This is a genomic window from Ligilactobacillus murinus (assembly GCF_003288115.1).
In the GTDB taxonomy this organism is placed as follows: Bacteria; Bacillota; Bacilli; order Lactobacillales; family Lactobacillaceae; genus Ligilactobacillus; species Ligilactobacillus murinus.
In genome coordinates this window covers 2,247,409-2,273,631 of record NZ_CP023565.1, presented here as the reverse complement: position 1 = coordinate 2,273,631, position 26,223 = coordinate 2,247,409, and the positions used below count along the sequence as shown (strand labels likewise).

25 protein-coding genes, 1 tRNA gene and 1 pseudogene are annotated in these 26,223 nt (G+C 40.8%); 10 read left to right on the top strand and 17 right to left on the bottom strand.

Annotated elements, in window-relative coordinates:
• Window positions 1-26: 26 nt before the first annotated feature.
• Window positions 27-440 (bottom strand): 30S ribosomal protein S12, encoded by a 414-nt coding sequence (rpsL, locus tag CPS94_RS11120; RefSeq protein ID WP_004050336.1) that lies wholly within the window; start codon window positions 438-440, stop codon window positions 27-29.
• A 287-nt stretch (window positions 441-727) separates the two neighbouring features.
• On the opposite strand from rpsL, the gene CPS94_RS11115 reads away from it, so the two are divergent.
• Window positions 728-1,405 (top strand): prepilin peptidase, encoded by a 678-nt coding sequence (locus tag CPS94_RS11115; protein WP_112193190.1) that lies wholly within the window; start codon window positions 728-730, stop codon window positions 1,403-1,405.
• 97 nt (window positions 1,406-1,502) lie between these two features.
• Entirely contained in the window at window positions 1,503-2,420 is a 918-nt protein-coding gene (rihC, locus tag CPS94_RS11110) for a ribonucleoside hydrolase RihC (RefSeq protein ID WP_112193192.1), read from the top strand.
• Window positions 2,421-2,478: 58 nt separating this feature from the next.
• Here the strand turns inward: rihC and rpoC are convergent, their stop codons facing one another.
• The 8 genes from rpoC to CPS94_RS11070 form a co-directional block, all read right to left on the bottom strand.
• On the bottom strand, window positions 2,479-6,150 hold the full coding sequence (rpoC, locus tag CPS94_RS11105) for a DNA-directed RNA polymerase subunit beta' (RefSeq protein WP_112193194.1): 3,672 nt from the start codon (window positions 6,148-6,150) through the stop codon (window positions 2,479-2,481).
• 41 nt (window positions 6,151-6,191) lie between these two features.
• On the bottom strand, window positions 6,192-9,812 hold the full coding sequence (rpoB, locus tag CPS94_RS11100) for a DNA-directed RNA polymerase subunit beta (RefSeq protein WP_089135767.1): 3,621 nt from the start codon (window positions 9,810-9,812) through the stop codon (window positions 6,192-6,194).
• A gap of 305 nt (window positions 9,813-10,117) precedes the next feature.
• Window positions 10,118-10,507 (bottom strand): protein-export chaperone SecB, encoded by a 390-nt coding sequence (locus CPS94_RS11095; protein ID WP_089135766.1) that lies wholly within the window; start codon window positions 10,505-10,507, stop codon window positions 10,118-10,120.
• Window positions 10,508-10,518: 11 nt separating this feature from the next.
• Window positions 10,519-10,854 (bottom strand): hypothetical protein, encoded by a 336-nt coding sequence (locus tag CPS94_RS11090; protein ID WP_162626454.1) that lies wholly within the window; start codon window positions 10,852-10,854, stop codon window positions 10,519-10,521.
• A 141-nt stretch (window positions 10,855-10,995) separates the two neighbouring features.
• Window positions 10,996-11,958 carry an IS30 family transposase gene (locus CPS94_RS11085; protein WP_004048827.1) on the bottom strand — a complete coding sequence of 321 codons (963 nt, stop codon included), beginning with the start codon at window positions 11,956-11,958 and terminating at the stop codon, window positions 10,996-10,998.
• Between the two features lie 77 nt (window positions 11,959-12,035).
• On the bottom strand, window positions 12,036-12,269 hold the full coding sequence (locus CPS94_RS11080) for a hypothetical protein (RefSeq protein WP_162626453.1): 234 nt from the start codon (window positions 12,267-12,269) through the stop codon (window positions 12,036-12,038).
• A gap of 198 nt (window positions 12,270-12,467) precedes the next feature.
• Complete coding sequence (locus CPS94_RS11075) at window positions 12,468-13,160, bottom strand: YjjG family noncanonical pyrimidine nucleotidase (protein ID WP_162626452.1); 693 nt, start codon at window positions 13,158-13,160, stop codon at window positions 12,468-12,470.
• A gap of 13 nt (window positions 13,161-13,173) precedes the next feature.
• On the bottom strand, window positions 13,174-13,620 hold the full coding sequence (locus CPS94_RS11070; protein ID WP_112193200.1) for a YcjF family protein: 447 nt from the start codon (window positions 13,618-13,620) through the stop codon (window positions 13,174-13,176).
• 214 nt (window positions 13,621-13,834) lie between these two features.
• Between CPS94_RS11070 and CPS94_RS11065 the strand changes: the two genes are divergently transcribed.
• The 3 genes from CPS94_RS11065 (at window position 13,835) to CPS94_RS11055 (ending at window position 15,131) form a co-directional block, all read left to right on the top strand.
• Window positions 13,835-14,287 carry a hypothetical protein gene (locus CPS94_RS11065; protein ID WP_112286514.1) on the top strand — a complete coding sequence of 151 codons (453 nt, stop codon included), beginning with the start codon at window positions 13,835-13,837 and terminating at the stop codon, window positions 14,285-14,287.
• Between the two features lie 171 nt (window positions 14,288-14,458).
• The gene (locus CPS94_RS11060; RefSeq protein ID WP_112193204.1) at window positions 14,459-14,779 is read left to right on the top strand and encodes a hypothetical protein; all 321 of its coding nucleotides are present in this window, start codon (window positions 14,459-14,461) and stop codon (window positions 14,777-14,779) included.
• Window positions 14,780-14,789: 10 nt separating this feature from the next.
• Window positions 14,790-15,131, top strand: coding sequence for a hypothetical protein (locus tag CPS94_RS11055; RefSeq protein WP_112193206.1), 342 nt, complete (start codon window positions 14,790-14,792; stop codon window positions 15,129-15,131).
• 119 nt (window positions 15,132-15,250) lie between these two features.
• Here the strand turns inward: CPS94_RS11055 and CPS94_RS11050 are convergent, their stop codons facing one another.
• On the bottom strand, window positions 15,251-17,080 hold the full coding sequence (locus CPS94_RS11050) for an acyltransferase family protein (RefSeq protein ID WP_112193208.1): 1,830 nt from the start codon (window positions 17,078-17,080) through the stop codon (window positions 15,251-15,253).
• On the bottom strand, window positions 17,077-17,448 hold the full coding sequence (locus tag CPS94_RS11045) for an MORN repeat-containing protein (RefSeq protein ID WP_112193210.1): 372 nt from the start codon (window positions 17,446-17,448) through the stop codon (window positions 17,077-17,079). Before CPS94_RS11045 ends, CPS94_RS11050 begins: the two co-directional genes overlap by 4 nt.
• A 245-nt stretch (window positions 17,449-17,693) precedes the next feature.
• Here CPS94_RS11045 and CPS94_RS11755 point away from each other — a divergent pair, with 245 nt between their 5' ends.
• Both CPS94_RS11755 and CPS94_RS11845 read left to right on the top strand, forming a co-directional pair.
• Window positions 17,694-17,816, top strand: coding sequence for a hypothetical protein (locus tag CPS94_RS11755; protein ID WP_255201221.1), 123 nt, complete (start codon window positions 17,694-17,696; stop codon window positions 17,814-17,816).
• A gap of 54 nt (window positions 17,817-17,870) precedes the next feature.
• Window positions 17,871-17,948 (top strand): annotated as a pseudogene (locus CPS94_RS11845) (hypothetical protein); the annotation flags it as partial.
• A 75-nt stretch (window positions 17,949-18,023) separates the two neighbouring features.
• Here the strand turns inward: CPS94_RS11845 and CPS94_RS11035 are convergent.
• Window positions 18,024-18,326 carry a hypothetical protein gene (locus CPS94_RS11035; protein ID WP_112193212.1) on the bottom strand — a complete coding sequence of 101 codons (303 nt, stop codon included), beginning with the start codon at window positions 18,324-18,326 and terminating at the stop codon, window positions 18,024-18,026.
• Between the two features lie 302 nt (window positions 18,327-18,628).
• Window positions 18,629-18,874, bottom strand: a complete 246-nt coding sequence (locus CPS94_RS11030; RefSeq protein ID WP_162626451.1) for a Mor transcription activator family protein — start codon at window positions 18,872-18,874, stop codon at window positions 18,629-18,631.
• A gap of 248 nt (window positions 18,875-19,122) precedes the next feature.
• Here CPS94_RS11030 and CPS94_RS11025 point away from each other — a divergent pair, with 248 nt between their 5' ends.
• A complete protein-coding gene (locus CPS94_RS11025; RefSeq protein WP_112193216.1) occupies window positions 19,123-19,689 on the top strand; it encodes a hypothetical protein in 567 nt (188 codons plus the stop codon).
• Between the two features lie 218 nt (window positions 19,690-19,907).
• Entirely contained in the window at window positions 19,908-21,371 is a 1,464-nt protein-coding gene (gene abc-f / locus CPS94_RS11020; protein ID WP_112193218.1) for a ribosomal protection-like ABC-F family protein, read from the top strand.
• A gap of 173 nt (window positions 21,372-21,544) precedes the next feature.
• Here abc-f and CPS94_RS11015 read toward each other — a convergent pair whose 3' ends face one another.
• The 4 genes from CPS94_RS11015 to CPS94_RS11000 all read right to left on the bottom strand — a co-directional run bounded on the left by CPS94_RS11015 (window position 21,545) and on the right by CPS94_RS11000 (window position 25,208).
• On the bottom strand, window positions 21,545-24,037 hold the full coding sequence (locus CPS94_RS11015; protein WP_112193220.1) for an ATP-dependent Clp protease ATP-binding subunit: 2,493 nt from the start codon (window positions 24,035-24,037) through the stop codon (window positions 21,545-21,547).
• A gap of 18 nt (window positions 24,038-24,055) precedes the next feature.
• Window positions 24,056-24,526 (bottom strand): CtsR family transcriptional regulator, encoded by a 471-nt coding sequence (locus CPS94_RS11010; RefSeq protein WP_010688220.1) that lies wholly within the window; start codon window positions 24,524-24,526, stop codon window positions 24,056-24,058.
• Between the two features lie 111 nt (window positions 24,527-24,637).
• Window positions 24,638-25,072, bottom strand: a complete 435-nt coding sequence (locus CPS94_RS11005; RefSeq protein WP_112193222.1) for a porin — start codon at window positions 25,070-25,072, stop codon at window positions 24,638-24,640.
• Between the two features lie 62 nt (window positions 25,073-25,134).
• A tRNA-Pro gene (locus tag CPS94_RS11000) sits at window positions 25,135-25,208 on the bottom strand.
• A gap of 136 nt (window positions 25,209-25,344) precedes the next feature.
• On the opposite strand from CPS94_RS11000, the gene pnuC reads away from it, so the two are divergent.
• Window positions 25,345-26,058, top strand: coding sequence for a nicotinamide riboside transporter PnuC (gene pnuC / locus CPS94_RS10995; protein WP_171970314.1), 714 nt, complete (start codon window positions 25,345-25,347; stop codon window positions 26,056-26,058).
• Window positions 26,059-26,223 lie beyond the last annotated feature (165 nt).

Below are 26,223 nucleotides of genomic sequence, written 5' to 3'. Positions count from 1 at the left end.
AGTATTTTTTAGTTATTTATGTTTAATTATTTCTTAGGTTTCTTAGCACCATACTTGGAGCGACTTTGCATACGACCGTCAACACCGGCTGTATCTAAAGCACCACGAACAATATGGTAACGAACCCCTGGTAAGTCTTTTACACGACCGCCACGGATAAGAACAACACTGTGTTCTTGCAAGTTGTGGCCGATACCTGGGATGTATGCTGTAACTTCGATCAAGTTAGACAAACGAACACGAGCATACTTACGTAAAGCAGAGTTAGGTTTCTTAGGTGTCATTGTACCGACACGAGTTGCAACCCCGCGTTTTTGAGGAGCAGGATTGTTTGTTTGTACTTTCTTGTAACTGTTATACCCAAAGTTTAAAGCTGGGGAATTAGATTTTGAACCTTTAGACTTACGGCCCTTACGAACTAATTGGTTAATTGTAGGCATATCTAAAGCTTCCTCCTTCCTTGTCTCATGTATTATTTTTAAGTACACACATCCAGGAGTTTCTTTTTTATGAATAAAAAAATAACGTCCCGATGTACGTCGTTTTAATGTGTGCTAACTTGCTCACAGCCAGCACGATCTTGGGCTGACCCCCCAAGAGAACTGTTCACATAAAGCACCTTTTACAGAGTAACACGTTTAAACAAGAGATGTCAAATAATATTTTCAAATTATGCACAATTTTTTTCAAAGGTTTTGCGTATCTATAAAGTGAGGAGGGATATTATATGCTGATCACACTGATAATTATCTTAGGTTTATGTCTGGGGTCATTTGCGACCTGTCTAACTTACCGCTCTAAATACCACTATTCATTGCTCTACCCGCATTCTTTTTGTGAAACTTGCCAGCATAACTTGACTTGGTGGCAACTGATCCCTGTTTTAGGTTATGTTTTACAAAAAGGTCATTGTCATTTTTGCCACCAAAAGATCTCACCCTTTAGCACCTACATCGAATCAGGTTTTGGTCTATTATTGGGCAGTATCTGCTATTTTTTACCGTGGGAGCTCTGGCCTAATTTCATTTTGACGAGTTTTTGGCTTCTCTGCTTGAGTCTAGAAGATTGGCAAGATACGGCTATTTCTCTTTACCTATTGATATTGGGTGCCATTGGCCCACTAACACTTGCTCCCTTGCAACTTTCTTTTACTCAAGTTGTTTTATTAGGTGTGCTTTTGTGGGCAAATTGGACTAAAAAACTTGGTTATGGTGATACCTTTGTTATTTTAGTCTTAGGGATAACACTAGGCGATCAAACTTTGGCTAGCATTTTATTTATCGCTAGTCTAGCCGCACTCATCTATGTCAAATACACTAAACAACATGCACTTCCCTTTGTCCCCTTTCTGTCTTTAGGGTATCTTTTGAGTTTGCCTGTTGCTTTAAATTGGGCTAAATTTTAAAAAAAGTTAAGGCCAAGGTTCGATCCAAGTAAAATCAAGCGGTTTCAATTATAATTTATAGTGTATAATGATATTTCTATATAGAGGTGAATTATTGATGAAACACAAAATTATTTTAGATACTGATCCCGGGATCGATGATGCAGTGATGATCTCAACTGCCCTGACCGATCCCCAGCTAGATGTTGCTTTGATCACTACTGTTGCTGGTAACGTAACGGTTGATAAAACGACTAAAAATGCTTTGAAACTGGTCGACTTTTTCAACAAAGACGTACCTGTAGCAGCCGAGGCAGCTGACCCATTGATCAAAAAATTCGAGGATGCGGCTCGGATCCATGGTGAAAGTGGGATGGCAGGCTATGACTTCCCCGAACCAACGAGCAAGCCACTTACTTTGCATGCTGTCCAAGCTTTACATGAAACGCTCAAAAACAGCGCAGAGCCAATAACTTTGATCACCACTGGAGCTTATACCAACATTGCCCTTTTACTGCGTGAATATCCTGAGATCAAACCTAAGATCAAGCAGATCATCGCTATGGGTGGTTCATTAGGTCGGGGCAATATGACTAGTGCTGCTGAATTCAACGTCTTTACCGATCCGCATGCTGCTCAGATCATGTATAGTTCACAGATCCCGCTCGTTATGGTCGGTCTGGATGTTACGCTTGCTGGTCGGATCAATGATGAAACGACCGCTAAGCTCAAGCAATTTGGGCGTGCTGGTCAAATGCTCCATGATATCATCGGGCATGACTTTGACCATGATGAAAAGGGAACGGCGATCCACGATCTCCAAACGCTCTTTTATCTCGAACATCCAGAAGCTTTTGAAACTAAAGACTACTGGATCGATATCGTCACAGAAGGCCCTGCAGTTGGGGAAACTGTAGCTGATATCCGTGGTGCCTATCATGATGGTAAAACTAATGCTAAAGTCTGTGTAGGTATTGATACTGTTGCCTTTAATCAATGGTTATTAGATAAGGTCAGCCAAAACATGCAAAATTAGCCCAAACAAAAAGCATCTCGCAAAATCGCGAGATGCTTTTTTAATATATCAGCGATGCTTAGTTTTCATCATCTGCTTTAACAGCAGCCATCGCTTCTTTTGCTTCAAGTGATTTTTCCACATCGGAAATCGAGTAAACACTGTCAGAAGCAGCACCTACTTCTTCAGGAACAATGTCACGGTACTTCTTCATACCTGTACCAGCAGGGATGATCTTACCGATGATAACATTTTCCTTCAAACCGATCAATGGATCGTTCTTACCACGGATAGCAGCATCAGTTAGGACACGTGTTGTTTCTTGGAAGGAAGCAGCAGATAAGAAACTGTTTGTTTCCAAGGAAGCCTTGGTGATACCAAGAAGGACAGGACGTGCTGTGGCTGGGATACCGCCGTTGATCAAAGTATCAACGTTGTTATCCTTAAAGTCGTTGATATCCATCAATGTACCTGGCAACATGTTGGTGTCACCTGGATCCATGATACGAACTTTACGCAACATTTGACGCGCCATAACTTCAACGTGCTTATCAGAAATTTCTACCCCTTGCATACGGTAAACTTTTTGAACTTCACGCAAGATGTAGTTTTCGGTTGATAAGACGTCACGCACTTTGATCAATTCCTTAGGATCGATCGAACCTACTGTCAAGGCTTCTCCACGGTGAACATAGTCGCCTTCTTTTACCTTCAAGACAGAAGTAAATGGTAGGGAGTATGTTCTCGTATCTGTTTCACCTTGAACTGTAACTTCTTTTGTACGTTCAGCTGGATTTTCTTCAACTGATTGGATGACACCCGTAACTTCTGTGATCGTTGCACGACCCTTAGGATTACGAGCTTCAAAGATTTCTTGCACACGAGGAAGACCTTGTGTGATATCGTCTCCGGCAACCCCACCGGTATGGAACGTACGCATCGTAAGCTGAGTACCAGGTTCACCGATAGATTGAGCAGCCACAGTACCAACTGCTTCACCCACTTCAACTTCATCACCCGTAGCCATGTTACGGCCGTAGCAGTGTTCACAAACACCATGACGTGTGTTACATGTGAAGGCTGAACGGATCGTGACCATTTCAACTCCAGCCTCAACAACTTGTTGTGCCATTGTTTCATCGATCATAACATCAGCTGGAACGATAACTTCGCCTGTTTCTGGATGTTTAACAGCCTTCATCGTGTAACGACCTAAGATACGATCGTATAATGGTTCGATCATTTCGTTACCTTCACGGATAGCTGTAACATCTAAACCACGGTCAGTACCACAGTCTGTTTCACGAATGATAACATCTTGGGCAACGTCTACCAAACGACGAGTCAAGTAACCAGAGTCAGCTGTCTTAAGCGCCGTGTCGGTCATACCTTTACGAGCACCGTGAGTGGAGATAAACATTTCCATCACAGAAAGACCTTCACGGAAGTTCGCGATAACTGGAAGTTCCATTGTCTTACCGTTAGGAGCAGCCATCAAGCCACGCATACCAGCGAGCTGCGTAAAGTTAGAGATGTTACCACGAGCACCGGAATCACTCATCATTTGGATAGGGTTAGATGGATCCATCTTTTCAACTAGCTTAGCTTGGATATCATCTTTAGCCTTGTTCCAAATAGCGATAACACGGTTGTAACGTTCGTCTTCTGTGATCAAGCCACGACGGAATTGCTTAGCAACTGCCGCAACTTCTTTGTGAGCACGTTCAACGATCTCTGGTTTTTCATCAAGATCAGTAACGTCAGCGATCCCCACTGTCAAACCAGATTTAGTTGATTCGTAGTAACCTAGATCTTTCATGCGGTCCAAAAGTTCTGCTGTAGCAGTAACTTTGTAGTCCTTGTAGACTTGAGCGATGATGTCTGATAAGAAACCAGACTTAAATGGCGCTACAAGATCAGCTTCAGCCAAGTATTCATGAATATCTTGACCTGGTTCTAAGAAATATTTATCTGGCGTCTTACCGGACAAGTTTTCTGTAGTCGGTTCGTTAAGGTATGGGAAATCTTCTGGTAAGATCTCGTTAAAGATCGCTTTACCAGCCGTTGTCACCAAGATCCGGTCTTTTTGCCAGTCTGTAAATGGTGTACCTTTAGCCGCCAAGGAAGATGCTTGCAAACCAATACGTGTGTGCAAGTGCACGTAGTTGTTTTGGTAAGCTGTGCGAACTTCGTTAACGTCTTTGAAGATCATACCTTCACCTTCACGATCTTTTTCTTCGATCGTGATGTAGTAGTTACCGATCGTCATATCTTGAGATGGTGAGATGATCGGCTTACCATCTTTAGGTGCCAAGATGTGGTGTGCAGCAAGCATGAGCAAGCGTGCTTCTGCTTGAGCTTCATCAGATAATGGCACGTGGATAGCCATTTGGTCCCCGTCAAAGTCGGCATTGTAAGCTTCACAGGCAAGTGGATGCAAGCGCATAGCTTTACCATCAACTAATGTAGGTTCAAAGGCTTGGATACCCAAACGGTGCAATGTAGGGGCGCGGTTCAAAAGAACTGGGTGTTCTTTGATAACATCTTCTAAAACGTCCCAGATATCATCGTCACGACGATCGATCTTACGTTTAGCATTCTTGATGTTAGAAGCCATACCCCGCTTAGTCAATTCACGCATCATGAATGGTTTGAACAATTCCAAAGCCATTTCATGCGGGATACCCATTTGGTTAAGTTTCAACTTAGGACCAACGTCGATAACCGAACGACCAGAGTAGTCAACACGCTTACCTAACAAGTTTTGACGGAAGCGACCTTGCTTACCTTTAAGCATATGAGACAAGGACTTCAATGGACGGTTACCAGGTCCTGTTACCGGACGACCACGACGACCGTTATCGATCAAAGCATCAACAGCTTCTTGCAACATCCGTTTTTCGTTTTGCACGATGATGCCAGGCGCATTCAAGTCGAGCAAACGTTTCAAACGGTTATTACGGTTGATAACCCGACGGTATAAGTCGTTCAAGTCACTTGTTGCAAAACGGCCACCTTCAAGTTGGACCATTGGACGTAGATCTGGTGGAATAACAGGAATTGCATCCATTACCATCCAGTCAGCATGATTGCCAGAGTTCAAGAAGGCTTCTAAAATATCCAAACGGCGAACGGCACGTGTCCGTTTTTGACCGGTGGCTTCTTTTAATTCTTCTTTTAATTCAGCACATTCTCTTTCTAGATCTACATCGCGTAAAAGTGTCCGAATAGCTTCAGCACCCATTGCTGCTTTAAAGCCGTCACCGTATTCTTCACGTTTTTCACGATATTCACGTTCTGTTAAGAGTTGTTTTCTTTCTAAAGGCGTGTCCCCACCATCAGTAACCACATAAGATGCAAAGTAGATGATCTCTTCAAGGGCACGAGGGCTCATGTCAAGCACAAGACCCATACGGCTAGGGATACCTTTGAAATACCAAATATGTGTTACAGGGGCAGCAAGTTCGATGTGACCCATCCGTTCACGACGAACTTTGGCACGTGTGACTTCAACGCCACAGCGGTCACACACAACGCCCTTATAACTAACTTTCTTGTATTTTCCACAGGCACATTCCCAGTCTTTTGTAGGTCCGAAAATCCGTTCATCAAACAGACCGTCTTTTTCTGGTTTCAACGTACGATAGTTGATCGTTTCTGGCTTCTTGACTTCACCATAAGACCAGCTTCTGATCTTATCGGATGAAGCAAGGCCGATTTGCATGCTATCGAATTTATTGACATCGATCAAAGGACCGACCTCCCTTTCTTATTTTGAAATACGAGTGTTTACTACTTTTCAACTTTTGTTTCTTCTTCGGCTGGTTTTGAGCCTTCTGCAGCAGCTTCTTTTTCAGCTGCTGCTTTTTCGCGCTTAGCTTTTTCTGCTTCAGAAACTTTAGCTAGTGCATCGACTTTCATGATGTCATCATCATCTTCGTCCATGTCACGCAATTCGATCTCTTGTTTTTGAACGTCAAGCACTTTCATATCAAGTCCAAGTGATTGTAATTCCTTAACTAAAACGCGGAATGATTCAGGCACGCCAGGTTGTGGAATTTGTTCACCCTTAACGATAGCTTCGTAAGTCTTAACACGACCGACCACGTCATCAGACTTGTACGTCAAGATCTCTTGTAAGGTGTAAGCTGCCCCATAAGCTTCAAGGGCCCAAACTTCCATTTCCCCAAATCTTTGACCACCAAATTGTGCTTTACCACCAAGAGGTTGTTGTGTGACCAAGGAGTAAGGTCCAATTGAACGAGCGTGGATCTTATCATCGACCATGTGAGCGAGTTTCATGTAGTACATGACACCAACAGCAACACGGTTATCAAAGGCTTCACCTGTCCGGCCATCGTAAAGAACTGTCTTACCGTCGGATGGAAGACCAGCTTCTTTCAATGCTGCCCAGATATCTTCGTCACGCGCACCATCGAAAACTGGTGAAGTTACGTGGATACCGAGTTTGCGTGCAGCCATACCCAAGTGCAAGTCTAATACTTGCCCGATGTTCATACGGGAAGGCACACCCATTGGAGAAAGCATGATGTCGATCGGTGTACCATCTGGCATAAATGGCATATCTTCTTCAGGGATAACCACTGAGACTGTACCCTTGTTACCGTGACGACCGGCCATCTTATCGCCGACTTGCAATTTACGTTTTTGTGCAATATAAACACGAACCATCATGTTAACACCAGGTGCTAGTTCATCGCCAGCTTCGCGCGTGAAGATCTTCACGTCTTGGACGATACCGCCACCACCGTGAGGCACACGTAAGGAAGTATCACGAACTTCACGTGCTTTTTCACCAAAGATCGCATGCAATAGGCGTTCTTCAGCTGATAATTCAGTCATACCTTTAGGCGTAACTTTACCAACTAAGATATCGCCATCCTTAACTTCAGCCCCGATACGTACGATACCGAACTCATCCAAGTTCTTCAACGCATCTTCACCAACGTTAGGGATCTCACGTGTCATTTCTTCAGGTCCAAGTTTTGTATCACGAGCTTCGGATTCATGTTCTTCAATGTGGATCGAAGTATAAACATCTTCTTTAACTAAACGTTCGTTGATAGCGATAGCATCTTCGAAGTTGTAACCATCCCAAGTCATGAAAGCGATAAGTGGGTTTTGCCCTAAAGCTAATTCCCCTTCTTCCATTGATGGACCATCGGCTAACACATCATCAGCATCAACATGGTCCCCAACACGTACGATCGGTGTTTGGTTGTAGTTCTTACCACCGTTAGAACGACGGAATTTCATTAACTTGTAAGTATCTAAAGAACCATCTTCACGACGCACGCGGATCTCACGGGCATCAACGTATTCAACTGTACCATCATGGTCAGCGATCAAAGCATCACCGGAGTCATGAGCGGCTTTATATTCAATACCAGTACCAACTAATGGAGCATGTGGCTTGATCAAAGGAACAGCCTGACGCTGCATATTAGCACCCATCAAAGCACGGTTAGAGTCATCGTTTTCCAAGAAAGGAATACATGCTGTAGCGACCGCAACAACTTGTTTTGGTGACACGTCCATGTAGTCGACTTTATCAACGGAAATTTCGATGTTTTCATCTTTATGACGCGCCATAACAACATTATCAACGAATGAACCATCATCGTTTAATGGTGAGTTAGCTTGAGCTACGACATAGTTATCTTCTTCATCAGCTGTCAAGTAGTCGATCTTATCAGTAACTTTATGTGTATCCCAAGAAACACGACGGTATGGTGTTTCCACGAAACCATATTTATTAACACGAGCATAAGTGGACAAACTGTTGATCAAACCGATGTTAGGACCTTCAGGCGTTTCGATCGGACACATACGACCATAGTGCGTATAGTGAACGTCACGAACTTCATAGCCAGCACGGTCACGTGTCAAACCACCAGGCCCTAAGGCTGAAAGACGACGTTTATGAGTAAGTTCGCCAAGTGGGTTTGTTTGATCCATGAACTGGGATAACTGGGAACTACCAAAGAATTCCTTGATCGAAGCAACAACTGGACGGATGTTGATCAATTGTTGTGGTGTTACCGTTGCGATGTCTTGGATCGACATTCTTTCACGAACCACACGTTCCATCCGTGTCAAACCGATACGGAATTGGTTTTGTAATAATTCACCCACAGAACGGATACGACGGTTACCCAAGTGGTCGATATCGTCAACGCTACCTAGACCTTCTTGCAAGTTGAAGAAGTAGTTCATAGAAGCCAAGATATCAGCTGGTGTAATGTGCTTGTATTCCAAAGGCACATTGCCGTTACCGATCACGTTGATCACACGTTCTGGGTCTGTTTCAGAGTAGACCTTGATGATCTGTAAGGTCATTGGTTCTTGGACCACACCTTCTTCAGATGGATGGAATGTTACCATCTTGAAGTCATCACGCTTGAGGTAAGGAGCTAATTTTTCCATAGCGACCTTATCTAAAAGATCACCCTTATTGACGATGATCTCACCTGTTTCTGGATCAGCTAAAGTTTCAGCTACACGTGTGTTCAACAAACGTGTCTTCAGATCAAGCTTCTTGTTGATCTTGTAACGACCAACAGCGGCTAGATCGTAACGCTTTGGATCAAAGAAACGAGCTGTCAAAAGACTACGGGCAGAATCAGCTGTCTTTGGTTCACCTGGACGTAGGCGTTCGTAGATATCTTTTAAGGATTCTTCAACACGGGAATCTTCCATGTTCTTGTGGATATCTTTTTCCAAAGTATTCATCAATGCATCAGTTTCACCGAGCATTTCAAGAATTTGAGAATCTGATTCGTAACCCAAAGCACGGATCAATTCTGTCAATGGGATCTTACGTGTGCGGTCGATACGTACATAAGCGACATTTTTAGCATCTGTTTCGTATTCCAACCAAGCACCACGGTTAGGGATCACCGTTGTACCGTAGTTTTCACGACCATTTTTATCTAATTCAGAGTTAAAGTATACGCCGGGTGAACGAACTAATTGTGAGACAATAACACGTTCCGCACCGTTGATGATGAATGTACCTTGCTTTGTCATTAATGGGAAATCACCAAAGAAAACGTCTTGTGACTTGATCTCTCCCGTTTCTTTGTTGATCAAACGCAAAGTAACGTGTAATGGTGCTGAGTAGTTAGCGTCGTGCTCACGTGCTTCATCGACTGTGTACTTTGGTTCTAACAATTGATAATCGACAAATTCAAGTGATAAGTTCCCCGCGAAGTCTTCGATCGGCATGATGTCTTCAAACATCTCACGCAAACCTTCGTCTAAGAACCATTTGTAAGAGTCTGTTTGGATCTCGATCAAGTTAGGCAGATCTAGAACTTCTTTGATTCGAGAATAACTTCTGCGTTCACGGTGTTTGCCGTATTTTACTAAATGTCCTGCCAAGTTGTTCACCTCTCAAAATATTTACTGTAAATCGCTGCTACAACTGAAAATTAATATTACAATTATGTTACAAATAACTTCTTGCAAAAATTTTCAGTGAATTTTGACAAAAAAAAGCAAAAACAGATCATGTTTAATAAAATAAACCTCACTATTTTTGCTTCTTCGTTTGTCTGATCCGGACAATAGATCGTATCAAACAACTAAATTCACAGTTTTTGCATCTATATAGTGTAGCAAGAAAAGATGGTACTGTCAATACTTTTTGGACGTTTTCTGAAAACTAATTCGTCAGTGTTGGACATACCTTTTTATCACTTATCTTTCGCCTGTTCTTCTAATAAGGATAGTATATTTACCGTGGGGATCAACACAGCATCTGAACTATCTAAAGATGAAACCATTGAGATGGCACTTCGTAGATAAGGAAAAACGATTGCAGCTCCATTAACTACCAAATAATTTTCTTGCTCACTCTCTGAATTGATAGTGAAGTACCCACTCACTCGAGCCACTATCGTCTTATTTTCGCCTTGATCAACAAATTTTGCCTTTAATGTGACCTTGCCGTTTTTCCTATCCTCAGTCATTCCCGATTCTATTGCCAACTTTAAATTATCCGATCCTAAGTCTTCATTATCTACACTTCTAACATAAGATAACTCTTCAATTTCATATCTTTCTAATTCTATCGCTGGTTTCATAGTCTACTCCCTTAAGCCACATCTACTTCATAGGTTAAATTATCAAGATCTACTTTAATTGTAGTATATTTTTTGATCCCCTGTTGAACACCTTTTTCCTTTTTAAGTGAATTAGATGTTGCAGAAACGACCGTATCTAATAAAATACTAGTTTTTATCTGTTTATTCCGTTTTTCTTTTTGTTGCTGAGCATATTCATAAAATTCAGCATCTAAGGATTCTAGGAACTTAGTATCTCCTGACTCTAATCCTTCGATCAGCTTATCCATTCTGTTAAGCAATGACATGTCATTCAACTCTTTTCTATGTTTCCAGTAAAAATTCCACCATTTCCTTCTTTTACGCAATATATAACCTTTACCTGATTAGTTAATTTCTGCACCCTATTTTCTGAATCAAGCAATTCAGTTTGAGGGGTTTTAGGATACTTACCAAAAAACTTCACTAATTTAACATTACATTTTTCACACCTGAATTGTCAAATTAAGTTAGAAAAAAACTACATGCTCATTTGTAATGTACTTCATGAATACTTCTAGTGGGGTTTTGTAGTTTAAACTTTTACGTGGAATATTGTTTCTATAGCTAGCTACTTGTTGGACATAGTCAGTGGGGAGATCACTGAGATTCATATCTTTTCCTAGTCCGTCTTTCCTAAGTAATCCATTCGTATGTTCATTTAGTGCACGTTGGTTAGGAGCACCTACATCGGCAAAGTAGGTACTGATATCATGCTTATTAGCGATATCTTTCCACTTAGAAAATTCCTTACCATTATCAAAAGTGATCGATTTAAAGAGTCCTTTAGGAGTAACAGAAAGTAAAGCATCAAGTTTCTCAAAGATAGCTTTATCCGTCTTATGGCGTGTATTCAAAATGATGACAGCCTTAGACTTTCGTTCAACTAATGTCATTACTGCACCACGATGTTTTTTACCTTGGATCGTATCAGCTTCAAGATGTCCAAATTCATTATGGTAGTTGGGATAGTCCTGATGCCGCTCTGAAAGAGCCCGACCTAGTCGTCCAGCTTTTCCACGGCGTTCAACGTAACCATTTGGATGTCTTTTTCCTTTCATTGGGAGCGAGGTCACATCTAAAACGTTAGAACGCTTGAAGATGCGATAAAGCGTACGCATTGAGCAACTGATATGTTTTTCATTACGTCCGATGATCGTATCAGGAGTCCAACCTAGACTAACTTTTTCCTTGATGTACTCAAGCTCATCATTAGGTAATACGATGAGTTTACGGCCGGATTTAGATTTATTAGCCCGATAGTTTTCATAGTATTCAGAGATCGAATTCCCAGCATCTAAAAAACGATATACTCGATAAATAGTTTCAGCACTACGTTTTAAGGTTTTAGCTACAATATAGGCTTTAACACCTTGATTCCAAAAATTTTGTATGAAGGACAGTTCGCTTATGGTAAGATGATTATAGGTCATTTGTGATTTTCCTTTACTTTTGTTTGTTGGTACTCAAAAGTCTATCACAAATGGCTTTTTATTTTTCTAACTTAATTTTACAAACTGCGACAAAAGAAATCAATTTTATCCCCAATAGAAGCTTTCTTTAAATATTGTAGTTTTGGTTCTTTACTAGCAAGCCGTATAAATTGATCTAATCTCTTTTCAACATTTAAATCAGTCAGATCGAGTAAATCATTTCTAGCATCAAACTTAACGTAACAACGAAAAATATCTGCCTTACCATCTTTTTGTTTTTTCCAATATTCTGCATTACCTTCGTTATCCAAAAAATACATCCCCGTTCCGCCCCACTCACTGTCATCTTTATGGTGGCTGATCCGTAACTCTTTATGCTTTAAAAAAACTTTCCACACGGCTTTCATAATTACAATGGTATAGTTCTACTATGCAATTCATGATTTTTCCCCTCTTGCTTCTTTTTCCAAAGCATAGCATTCGTACAAAGAGATTACAACTTCATTTATTTAGCTTAAAAGATCACTGATCTGCTCAAGCGAACTAGCTTCCAGATCGATCTTGATCTTAGGGTCAGCCACCTGGTGCTTACGATTCAACCATAGCGTATCGATCCCAGCATTTTGTCCGCCTAACATATCTGAGCTCAAAGAGTCACCAATGATCAAAGTTTTAGCTTTATCAAACCCAGCTATTTGCTCAAAAGCACGTTTAAAAAAGAGCTGCGACGGCTTTTGGGCACCTAACGTCTCTGAGATAAAGATCTGTTTGAAATATTGCTCAAACTTAGATTCCCTTAGCCGTTTTTCTTGGATGAATTTAACACCGTTAGTCACAATATACAGCTCATAATCACGCGCAGCTAGCTCTTCCAACAATTCCCGTGCCCCTGGAAGTGCTTGATGACCATTGGCTAAAAACTGTAAATAACGATCATTTAAGCTATTGTTAGCTAATTCTTTGCCAAAATGCTCCTTAAAAAAAGTCGGAAACCGTGTCGCCATCAACTCATCACGTGTGATCTCATTTCGTTCTAGCTTTTCCCACAAACCTTGATTATACATCGCATAGGCATGTTTTACCGTAGCGGTCGGCTCGATATCAACTGAAGTAAATAGTTGATCGAGAGCTTGGTCTTGCGCAGCATGAAAATCAAGTAAAGTATCATCAACATCAAAAAGTAGCGTCTTATAGCGTTTCATTTTATACATCCTTTTATTTTTTCTTAGTAGCGAGCGCGATGGCTGCTAAGATAATAGAACTCAGACTTTCAAGATCGATCGCATTTCCATCTTCAAATTCCTTGATCAACACTTGCCCGATCGCTTCTGTGACTGAAACAGCGACCCCCGCACTGATCGCACCACCTAATATGCTCCCAGCTCCAGGAACGAGCTTAAATAAATTTCCCGCCAAACTGCGCCCAAGCGTCGTTGCAAAAGTCGATTTGAGTACACCTTGGACCATACCCTTGGATACTTTTTTACCATAGGCACGGTAGATCTGAACGATCATTGCAGTCTGGATCGGCATCAAAGCGACGGCATCAGCAAACGGGATCGGAGTAGCTGCGACCGTAGCTGCCCCAAGTGCTGCTGTATGCACAGCTTTGTTAGCTTTTTGCTTTGGCGTTTCAACTGTTTGCTCATCTTTTTTATCCATAATAATACCTCCTACTTTTTCTTCTCTTTTCATAGTATAACTAAAAGTTAGCTGTAATCATTTATTTTGCTTGACTTACAAATGGATTATTTATATTTAATGAAATTATACCTTTACACTTAAGTTGATTACTTTTATAATTTGGCTCACAAAGAAGGATCACTTGAATAGTTGGATAATGCAGTAACGTTTATTTATTAGGGGGCGGTAAGCCATGAAAGTTCAAAAGTTTGTCGTATTATTCTTTGTCACACTACTGCTTGATCTCACAGTCGTGCATCCGGTTCCTGTGTTTGCTAGCCAAACAAACACCCAAAATACACATCAGTCGGTCGCTACTTCTCTTGCTGATCTATCTCCAACTTCGCTAGTAACTCTTCTTACTGCAGTGGAAAAATTACCACAAGATATGCTTGCTGGGTCAGATCAAGCTGAAATCGATCGTTTTATGCTTGAAAATTTAAAATTTACAGGAGAGCGCGCTAAAAGAGGACTTGGGTGGTACATTACTTCTATTTCGTGGGCCATTGGAACCGCAGCTGTCGGTGTCTTAAAATTAGCTAAGATCAAAAAATTTGTAAATGCTGTTGGTGGTGTTCAGAGAGCTGCCAAAGTACTTATCGCAATTGCAAAAGGCAAAAATTCCAGTGTCGCTTTCGTGCAGTAAAGGCAAGGGTTGCCCTACGGCGTCTCGCTATCGCTTGCCCCTTGCCTTTACATCTACTTCCTGCTGGCTCTCGCCCTAATTTACTTAAATGTATAGCTAAAATTATATATTTATGTTATTCTGAAAACGGATACAATAACATGCTTTTGAACACAGCAAGGAGCTTTAAAAATGCAACTAAAAAGATTCATAATCACAAGTCTACCAGCAACTATTTTGGTACCTACAGCAATACAGACTACACAAACCATACAAGCTTCAACCTATGAAACAACATCCATTTCACCCCCCGTTAAAGAAAGTGACTATAACCACTTAAAAGAGCAACGAAGCATTTGGACTAAAATCGCCAAAGCAGCTCTTAAAAAAGCAATACAAAACAGAAGCGCCGTAATAAATGCTGTTTACGATTCCGTATACAGAAATGTAAAGAATGCCGGAGCTTCTAACAAAGTCGCCTCAAACGTAGCACTTGCAATAAAAGAACAGTGAGTTGGATACTATGAATATAGACGAATATATGCTTTTAACATTAAAAAACAATATGCTATTAAAAGACTCAGTCATTGATATAGCAACGATTATGGGACATACGCCCACTCATCCTATTTCTTCACATATTTTTTGCTTAGAATTCAACTTCACTCAAGAAGATCACGACAAAATACTTTTAAAACTAAATTTATTGTCTGATAAAAAAACTTTAAATTTAGCAGAAATCCGCTCAGAACTAACAAAGATCGTCCCCGAAGTATCAGAACTACCCGAAGCGATTTTTAAAGGTATGCTCAGCATATTTTTAAAACAATTTGACATACCTTTAACCGTACCCGAACTGAACTAAAGCAATTCAGCGCTTGTTTTTCGAGCGCTGTTTTTCGTATCGATCTAAATCTTACAAAAAAGCATAGCGCTGACACAAAAAACAGCAGCTAAAAAGATCTGGACCCATTGCCCAGATCTTTAGCTTCTTAATTTTTTAACCGGCGTCTTCTCAGCTCGCTTGAGTGCATCTTGGATACATTCTAGATAGAGTTGACTGGCATTTTCACGTCCACCAAAATGCGTTCCGTCAGTCCCCTCAAATACTTCAGGATGGGCTCTTGCAACTTCATCCCAGTCGCCGATCGTGATAAAGTCATACTTCTTAGGTAAGGTCCGTTCCCAAACCCCTAATTTATATGAATTATACGAAGAATCTGCATGGCCATCGTGTGGCGTGATAAAGATCAAGTGATGCCCTGGCTTTAGATCATCGATGACTTTTTGCGTCTGTTCTTGATAATCATCAAGCGAATTAGTCCCGATACACATCACGACATTTTTGCGTAACTGCCCCGTATTTTGTAAATTCATCAAGACATCATAAGCTAAATTCATCGTGCGATTTCCTTCAGCATCGATATCTACATCTTGCATGTGTTCTAACAAATAGCTACGACTCCCTAGCGTAACACTATCACCAATGATCGTTGTTCCAGCTGGAATATCTGTATTTTGAGCGGGCACTACTGACGGCTCATTTTTAGGTGCCGTCGCTTTAGCATACGCCATATCGAGCTTACCGACATCTTGTTGGATCCCACCTAGCAACAGACTTTGTTCCAACGAAGAGATCTTTGGCGCTTGTAAACAAAGAAATACACCAAAACCGATCGCTAATGTTAAAAATCCACCTAAAGGAGCCATAATGTGTTTGAATTCGAGCTTTTTATCCAAAACTTCAACTGACTTTCCACGCAATAGCGGTTCTATGAAGTAATAGGAAACACTAGCAAATAGGACCGACAAGATCGTCGTGATCAAAGCTGCGACCCAGTTGCTATAAAGTTTGGAAAAGATCACAAATAACGGCCAATGGAAAAGATACACACTATAGCTGATATCCGCTAGATAACCAAAGATAAAGGGTTCTTTTGTATCTGGGGTCTTGCGGTGTAAGATGTTAGCCCCTAAGATCGCTCCTGCTGCAAATAAACTAGCTAATAAAAAGCCAAACATATATGTTTCACGCTGATCAAAGCGCAAGCAATATGCCAAAATGAACAAACAGATCAGATTTGCACTCATAAAGAGCAAAGCCCGAGTCTTGGTCCAATGTTTGGCCAGGTTCGCACTAAAAGCTGGCATCAGATCTTGGATACCTGCAAGCGCCCCTAACATACTCCCGACAAAAAAGGGGAAGATATGGGCAATGCTTGAAAAATAGATCGGCGAAAATTCCGTCAGTTGTTGAGCGCGTAGGTACATAACTAACGCACTGCCGATAGCCAAAACAGTTGAACTTAGAAATACTCGTTTGCGAAATTGTTCTACCGTTGCGGTGACCTTTGTCAGTAAGTAGAGCACAAAGCCCCAGATCAAGTAAAATTGTACTTCGATCGCTAACGACCAGGTATGCACGAATAAATGGGGGATAAAGCGTGATTCGTAGGTCCCACCCGTATCGATCTCAAAGAGATTGGTCACAAAGCCTAATGCTGCTGCGATTTGATGAAAAAGATCGGTAATATAGTCTTTTCCGACCAAAAGCGTAAAGGGTAAAACAAGACAGATCATCAAAATCAAAGGTGGCAAGATCCGCATCACACGCCGATAATAAAAATCTCGCAACGCAAATTTATTCGACCGACTAAATTCATCTAAGGCTAAGGCGGTGATCAAATACCCTGAAAAGGTAAAGAAGATATCGACCCCAATAAAGCCACCCGTGTAACGCATCTGAAAGAAGTGATAAAGCAATACACAGATCAGTCCCGTGATCCGGATCAAGCTAAACCATTTGATTCTCATTTTTCTTGATACACTCCTTTATCATAATTTCCAGACTGGATCACTTTGCCATCTTTTAACAACTTACCTTGGCCTTGAGCAACTCCACGATGAAAGACCCCTTTAAAAGTCCAGCCTTCATGTGAGCGATATACTCCGCGCCCTTCAAAATGTCCGTCTTTAAAGGTCCCCGTATAGGTATCACCATTTTTAAAGCGTAATTCGCCGGAAACGAGTTTGCCTTTTTCAGTCTTTCCCCGATAGACGGTCCCATCTTGGAATTTGACAACATCACTTTTTTGACCATTACCATAAAAAAAGGTCAGCCCAATACAGCTAACGATCAAAATGCAAGCTGCGATCAAGATCCACTTTTTTCTCCCTTGCATAATAATTCTCCTCTTTACTAATAATTAATGATTACTATATATTTGTAGTCTTTATCTATTTTCTTACTACAAAAATAGATAAGCTACCGCACCAAAGAGCACAAATGCCACCCTGAAATTCTTTAAAATTAGCTATATCTTACTATAAATTGCGGTCAATTAAAATACTTTTGGCATTTTTAGATAAATTATTTTTAAGATAACTACAAAATGAATATAGTATAATAATTAAGGAAGTGAATTTTATGGAAAATGTTGATTTAATTGCTGAAAAAATCGCTAACGAGGCCATTAAAATTGCCACTAGTGGAAAGAAACTACCAGATGAATTTGAACTAAAAGATCTCTTTACCAAAGAGTCGTGGTAAAAAAGTTCTGTAGGGGTTAGAAGATTAGTAGGAAAAAAATTTAAAAAGTATGTAAATAACCATCCTAATATTGAATTTGTCAAAACTAACACTGCCAATCACTCTATCTACAGACTAATTAACCCCAATTAGGTATCCATGTAAGAAAACACACAAATGAGCTCCCTAGACTGATTCAGCTAGTTATTAGTCTAGGGAGCTCTTATTTTATAAATTCCTTCTTCGCTTCATTCTATTTTCTAAAATAATTTTAGCGCTTGTTCTTTTGGAGTGGTCTGGATCTGAATCCATTATCCTGACTAAAGTAGCATCGTCTAATTTATTTAGCTCATCCATCTGATTTCGCGAGGCACGTTCATTATCGGCATTAGTTTTTAATGCCCAAGCTACAAGTGCAGCAATTCCTCCGAATATCTCACCAGCCCCTATGCCAAATTCCTTATTTAGCCAAGGAAGAACAAATTTCCAAATAACATAAATAATAGCAATTATAAAAAGCAATTGTAACATTGTATACATCACCTACAAATTAAAATGTTTTTTTATAGTAGCACTTCAACATCACTACAGATTCCACTGACGCTCCATTCAATATTTTAGGATTTGTTCAGCAGTTTTTTTACATGAGTAATCTGGATCTGAATCCATTATTCTAACTAAAGTATTATCATCGCATTATTTGAGCTTATCCCACTGAGAGGTAACTTTTTAGTAAGCTCTAACTCAGTACCTGTAAATGTCCATTAAACAAGTATCAAAATATTCTTCCATTCATTAAATTCAACCTCCTAATACATATAAATATCAATTTTTCATCTATCCTTTATTTCATTTATCATCCGTCGTATGCTTCGCTCGCTATATCCCGTTAATCTTGCCAATTCACGTATAGTTAAATGATCCATATTTTCTTGAATTTTAGAAAGAACATACTCTTTTGAATATAGCTTAGACGGAAAATATATTGAACTTCCACTGAAATTGTCATAAATTTTATCAACAATTTTTTCACCAAACATATCACGAAATAACTGATAAACATCATTGTATTTTCCCATCGTCATAATTCCTTTAATAATAGTTGCATCACCAAGCAAATATCTAGCTTATGTAACGATTTATTTCATTATAGGATTTCATTATTGCTATTTCGACTGACAATTTCAAAGAATTATTTCAGGAAAATTAGTTATAAAAACTTGTATTATCGGTCTAAATTTTTGAAAAAAGAACTAATTTTGTCCGAAAAAGTATATTAACTAGTGTATAATTTTCATAAATAAGATATCCATGGAGGTTTTTCCAGATGAACGTCACTGTCTATTCTAAAATCAAAGCTGATAAAGCAACTCGTTTAGTAGTGGGGCTTTCTAAGTACAATAATTCATCTTTATTAACTAATATGACCAATATTTCCTATCCGTTTGATACTGCTGCCTTCGTAGTAAATGATGTCAAAAATTGCAATACTTCAGAATTAAACTCATTTCGCCGTGTACTTGGGATAATATTTTCACCTAAAACAGCTAAAGATCTGATTGAATACTGGAAAAAAAACAATATTTCTGGACCACAGATAGCATTAGACCTTGAAAATCATTTTCAAATTTATTTTGGTAACTACTTTGAAAAGAACAACTTAAATGCCTTCATCAAGCAAAATAATACAAAAAATTTGAAAATAATTTTATTTACTGTCAAATCTTTCAAAGATCCTATATTTAAAAACTCTAATGCTGAAATTTTTAAATATACACATCCTTCTCAAAGAGGAAACACCCAACAACTTTTTGAAGATTTTGATTATTGTAGCCAGGATTATGGTTTTAGTTCAGCTGATGATATCAAACAAAAATTTTCAATAAAGTTTTGACAACGGATATCTTTCTTGCTATTATCAAAGCAACTTAAATCGAACGGAGGCGTCGCCATTGAAATTCTAAATTCTGCACAAAACAAGTTTAACAACTCTGGGAACAAACAGAGTCGGTTTCACTTGGGCAGAATTTAGGGTTCTAGGCTGATGCAAGATGACTCAGTCTGCCCTTGTGCAGGCTTTTTTTGTTCCTCAAAAATTGGAGAAATGCCTTTATGACCAATATCTCGATCAAAAATCTTACTTTTGCTTATCCCGGCCAAGCAGCTCTTTTTGACAACGCTAATTTTGAACTTGATACTTCTTGGCGTTTAGGGCTTTTAGGGCGCAATGGTCGTGGTAAAACTACCTTATTTAAAATATTACAAAATAAACTTTCTTATACGGGTACGCTCAACGTTTCCGTGCCCTTAGCGTATTTTCCACAACCTTTGGGCGATCAAACAAAACTCGCACTCTACTGTCTACAAGAAACTGGGAATTTTTTAGAATGGGAATTAAACCGTGAGCTCAAGTTATTTAAGATCAGCGAAGATCTCTTGTGGCAACCATTTAACACGCTTAGCGGTGGGGAACAGACAAAATTGATGTTATGTGCGCTCTTTTGCCAAGCGGACCACTTTTTCTTGCTCGATGAACCGACCAATCATCTCGACTTAGCGGGGCGCAAAGAATTAGTGGCTTACCTAAAACAGAAAAAACAGGGCTTTATCATCACAAGCCATGACCGCACCTTCTTAGACCAAACGATCGACCATACCTTAGTCATCGAAAGAAGTCAAGTGCGCTTAGAAAATGGTGATCTTGCGTCATATGAGATGCAAAAGAAACGGCGCGATAGCCATGATATCCAGCAAAATGAAAAAACACGCCACGAGCTAAAGCGTCTCAAACAAGCTGCCTTGACCAAAGAAAATTGGGCATCTCAAGCAGAAAGACAAAAGCAAAACAACTCGCACGCCGACAAAGGCTTTATCGGTCGACGTGCTGCCAAAGTGATGAAACGTGCTACCGCTTTGAAGTCGCGTGCTGAAGAGCAGATCAAACAAAAAGAGACCCAACTCAAAAACCTCGAAGTCAGTGAAACACTCAGCTTAAATTACCGCCCGACCCACAAACAAGTTTTAGTAGAAGCCAAGGACTTTACCCTCGCCTACGAAAAACAGCTATTTTCACCTTTGAATTTTGAAGTCAAAGCTGGTGAGATCGTGGTCTTAAAAGGTAACAACGGCAGTGGCAAATCTAGTCTCTTTCAAGCACTTTTGAAAAGCTCAAAGGCAACTGTAAGTGGTGAGCTATCACTAAACACCCAAAATATCAGTGTCGTGCGCCAAAATTTCAGTACCGATCGGGGAACACTCAAAGAATTTGCGCAAAAACGCGAACTCGACTACACCCTCTTGTTGACACTTTTGAAAAAATTAGGCTTTGAGCGCCATACTTTTGATGTTTTGCTCGAAAATATGAGCTTAGGCCAACAAAAGAAAGTCCAATTAGCGGCTTCACTTGCTACCCCAGCTGAGTTGTATTTGTGGGACGAACCCCTAAACTACTTGGATACCTATAACCAAGACCAACTCTTGACCCTATTACAAGAAACCAAGCCCGCACTGTTAGTGATCGAACACGATCAAAATTTCATCGATCAAATCGCTGATACGGTCGTTAAACTAAAATAAGCTCTCATAACTGCAATGGCGCTGTAAGCTAGAATATTTCTAACTTACAACGCCATTTTTACTATATATCCAATTCAGACCAAAAACTAACGGTGCTAAGACAGCTGTACTCAATTCAACAAATATAGCTAAAAGAGCATCCTACCACTTATGGCAGAATGCTCTTTAGGTCTTTAATTATTCACTTTTTCTTTTGTTGCTTCAACTTTTGGATCTTTGATCGTCAAAGTGATCTTGCCCTTTTTGGCACCGACAGTGACCGTTGCGCCTGTAACGATCTTACCTTCTAATAAGGCTTCACTTAAGCGGTCTTCGATCTCATTTTGCAAGGCACGTCTGATCGGGCGAGCACCGTACTCTGGATCAAAACCTGCCTTAGCCACCACATCGATCGCAGCTGGCGTGATCTTTAGTGTCACATTGCGTTCAGCTACCCGTTTGATGATATCTTTTGCCATCAACTTCACGATCTGATGCAATTCAGCTTTTTCAAGTGAATGGAAGATGACAATCTCATCGATCCGGTTCAAGAATTCAGGTCTAAAGCTCTTTTTGAGCGATTCTCTGATCTTGGCCGACATTGCAGCGTAATCATCAATGCCATTGCCTGCACCAAACCCAACGGATTTTTCATCCCGCAAGGCAGTTGCACCTAAGTTAGAGGTCATGATGATGATCGTATTTCTAAAGTTGACTTTTCGACCCTTGGAATCCGTCAAATAACCATCGTCTAAGACTTGTAACAAAATATTGAACACATCTGGGTGGGCTTTTTCTACTTCGTCTAGCAAGACGACTGAATATGGCTTATTGCGGACCTTTTCGGATAATTGTCCCCCCTCATCATAACCGACATAGCCTGGAGGAGCACCGACTAAACGACTAGTGGAGTATTTTTCCATGTACTCACTCATGTCGACCCGGATCATCGCGTCTTCTGAGCCAAACATTGCGTCAGCTAAGGCTTTAGCTAACTCAGTCTTTCCAACACCAGTAGGTCCTAAGAACATAAATGAGCCGATCGGACGGGTCGGATCGCTCAAACCACTGCGCGAACGGCGAATAGCTTTAGCGATCGAACTGATAGCTTCATCTTGGCCGACCACACGTTGGTGCAATATCTTCTCTAAACCGACCAGCCGTTGACTTTCAGTCTTGGTCAATTGAGTAACGGGTATGCCTGTCCATTCTGAGACGACAGCTGCCACATCTTCTTGGGTCACCACAGCTTTAAACTCGCCTTTTGCTTCTTCTTCAGTTTGTTTAGCTGTGAGTTTTTCAACTTTTTCTTTTAATTTCAAAACTTCTTTGCGTAATTTAGCCGCATCATCGAAGTTTTCGTGTAAGATCTCTTCGTCATAGCTATCACTGACTTTTTTTAGCTTAGCTTTAGTTTTAGATAACTTGTTGCTCTTTTCAGCATTCATGATCCGCAACCGCGCTGCCGCTTCATCCATCAGATCGATCGCCTTATCAGGTAAGAAGCGCTTTGTGATATAGCGTGAACTCAACTTGACGGCCGCATCTAAAGCATCATCGTCGATCTTGACTTTATGGTGCTTTTCATACCGAGAACGCACACCTTTTAAGATCTCAAGTGTCGCTTGTTGGTCAGGTTCATCGACCATAACTGTCGCAAAGCGCCGTTCTAAAGCGGGATCAGATTCAACGTATTTTTGATACTCATCTAATGTCGTAGCCCCGATGACTTGAACTTCGCCCCGCGCTAAAGCAGGTTTTAAGATATTAGAGGCATCGATCGCCCCTTCAGCCCCACCAGCACCGATCAAAGTATGCATCTCATCGATAAATAAGATCACATTGCCATCACGGTAGACTTCTTCTAAGATCTTCTTTAAGCGATCTTCAAATTCACCACGGTATTTGGTACCAGCTACAAGTGAGCCCATATCAAGCATCATCAAGCGTTTCTTCGCCAAATTCTCAGGGACATCTCCCTTGACGATCGCTTGCGCTAAACCTTCTGCGACCGCCGTCTTACCCACACCAGGTTCACCTAGTAATACTGGGTTGTTTTTCGTCCGGCGACTTAAAACTTGGATCACCCGCTTGACTTCACTTGTGCGCCCGATAACTGGATCGGTATCTTCATTTTGTGCGATCGCCGTCATATCCCGTGCTAACCCATCTAATGTTTCTGTCTTGGAACGTTTTTTGGCTTCATTAGCTTGCTTAGCTAAATGCTGACGTTGGCGGTCAGTCATGCCCAATTGGCGCAACAACAACTGCCGCAAGCGCCGGGTATCGACCTGTAAACTATACAAGATCCGTGAAGATAAAATATTTTCATCATTTAATAGTGCCAATAATAAATGTTCGGTCCCGATCTTAGACGAACCCATCATCATCGCCTGGCGCAAGGCATCATTTAAGACGGCCTTGGATTTTGGTGAATATGGTAAATAACTATCTGGTGCTTGACGGCGCAAAGTTCCATACCCTGCGATCCGTTCGATCTCTTCTTTGATATCGACACTACTTACAAGATTTTGCCTTAAAACTTGACCGGCAACACCATTTTCCTCCAAGACAAGGGCCAACAATAAATGCTCGGTCCCGATCGCTTGGTGCTTGAAGTAGTTAGCTTGTTCTTGTGCAAGTAATAAGACTTGGTTAGCACTCGGTGTGTAAGATGTTGAATCCATAAGATCCCCTTCTTTCTATTATTGATCAGCACAACGCAGACGATTTAAAATGCGATTCAAGATCTTGGCACGGATCGCCTCTTCTAACTCATTGTCGGATAGTGCTAGCGTGCTTTTCTCGATCGCCGTCGCTACTAAATGTGCCTCTTTATGTGTCAATAGCTCATTTTCATAGAGCGTTTGAATGATCTGAAATGCTTTGGTCTCGCTGATGCTCGTCCCAACGTACTCGATCAATTCATCTAAGATATCCGGGTCACTGATCAAATCGACCTTGGCGATCCGAATATACCCACCTCCGCCCCGCTTACTCTCGACTAAATAGCCATTTTGCAAAGTAAAACGCGTCTTGATCACGTAATTGATCTGCGAAGGCACGCAGTCAAATTGGTCTGCGACTTCAGAACGTTTGATCTCAACTTGGGAAGCTTCAGCAAGAATACTCTTCAAATATCGTTCGATTATATCGGAAATATTGCGATTTTGCATAAAACTATCCTCGATCTGTTTGACTAACTTTGACTATAATTATAAACGTTATCCACCATGCTTGGCAATGAATTAGCGTTAATTTCTGGGGCTGATCGTGTAAAATATCCTTTATTTATCTGCCGTAAAGATCACAGCCCACGCAACATGTTCAGCTGGGCAAAAATAGACGAACTGATCGCCTGTTCCTTTAGCCTGCTCAACTGAAATAGCTTGGTCAGCATATTTAGCTGTTGGGCTAGTCGGATCTTTTTCCCATTTAGCATACTGTGCCTTAGTTCCCGTAAAGCTTTTTTCCTTGGTATAACCCCTTTGCTCATAGGGTGCCAACAGGTCAGCTGTGATCTGTTTTAGCTCTTCTTTAGTGTAACGCTTAGCAAAACTGCTTTGACTAGTTGTTGCTGAGCTTTCTTTAGTCGAGCTCGTTTTTTTAGTAGGTCTGACCGATAACTTGACACTGTTTTTGCCCCACGTCACGTGATAGCTGCACCCACTGACACCTAGAACAAAAGCCCCGATCATCAAAAAACAAACCGAACGCTTCATTTAACTTCCCCCTTAAACAAAAAGAGCCGTCCTGCATAGGTACGACTCTAACTAGTAATTGATCGGGATGGCAGGATTTGAACCTGTGACCCCCACGTCCCGAACGTGGTGCTCTACCAAACTGAGCTACATCCCGAAAACAATTACTATTATAATACTAGTTTGTTAAATGTAAAAGGAAAATCTTATTTTTCTTAACATTTATCTGGGCAAGGAACGTGCTTTAGTAAATAAAACAGACTATCATAAAAGATGAAAGGAAGGTGGATAACATGACAAATACTTGGCTTTATAAGCAATTATTTACCAATTGGAAGAAATTTGAAGTTATCTATGTCAGCATTTTGATCTTGATCCAACTGGCTGTCTTTTTGGTCGTTCCCGATAGCTTGATCGGTATGATCTCAGGTGTCACGGGCACGTTATCCCTCGTTTACGGGATGAAAGGACGCAAGATCGCCTTTATCTTTGGAACGATCCAGTGTCTAGCCATGACTTACATTGCTTGGATCAGTCATGCCTATGGTTCATTTGCGATGGATATCTTCTATGTCATCTCACAACCCATTGGCTGGTTCATGTGGGGCCACGACCAAGCAACGCATCGCTTTTCTTCTGCCAGTCGCAAAAAACTTTTTGGCGGTGCCTTTGTCGCTTGGCTCATCGGCTGGTGGATCTTAGCTTTACTACACGGACAACTGCCGTATTTTGATTCGATCAATTTTGTCGTCAGTTTCATCGCTCAACTGCTCTACATCTTGAAATACCAAGAAAACTGGTCACTTTGGATCGTGGTCAACATTGCCAATATCCTCTACTGGTCGATCCTAAGCCTCCAAGTCATAACTGGTGCTACTGACATCGGTTCTTTAGGGGCTTACCTCTCCCAAGTTGCCTTGCAAGCAGCCCTACTCTTTAACTCGATCTATGCAACTAAAGTCTGGGCCAGTGGTGAAGCCGACAATGAAGGTGGAACTAAGTCGTAAATTATATAAATAAATCAATATTTACTCTTCACCACTCACTTAAAGTAAGTTAACATAGATGTTGCTTACTTAAAATAATAAAGAGTGGTAACTAACTATAGAATTCAAAGATGCACTTACACCTTGAATCCTCTCAGCGTGGGCTTCCTGGAAAATCCGACTTAG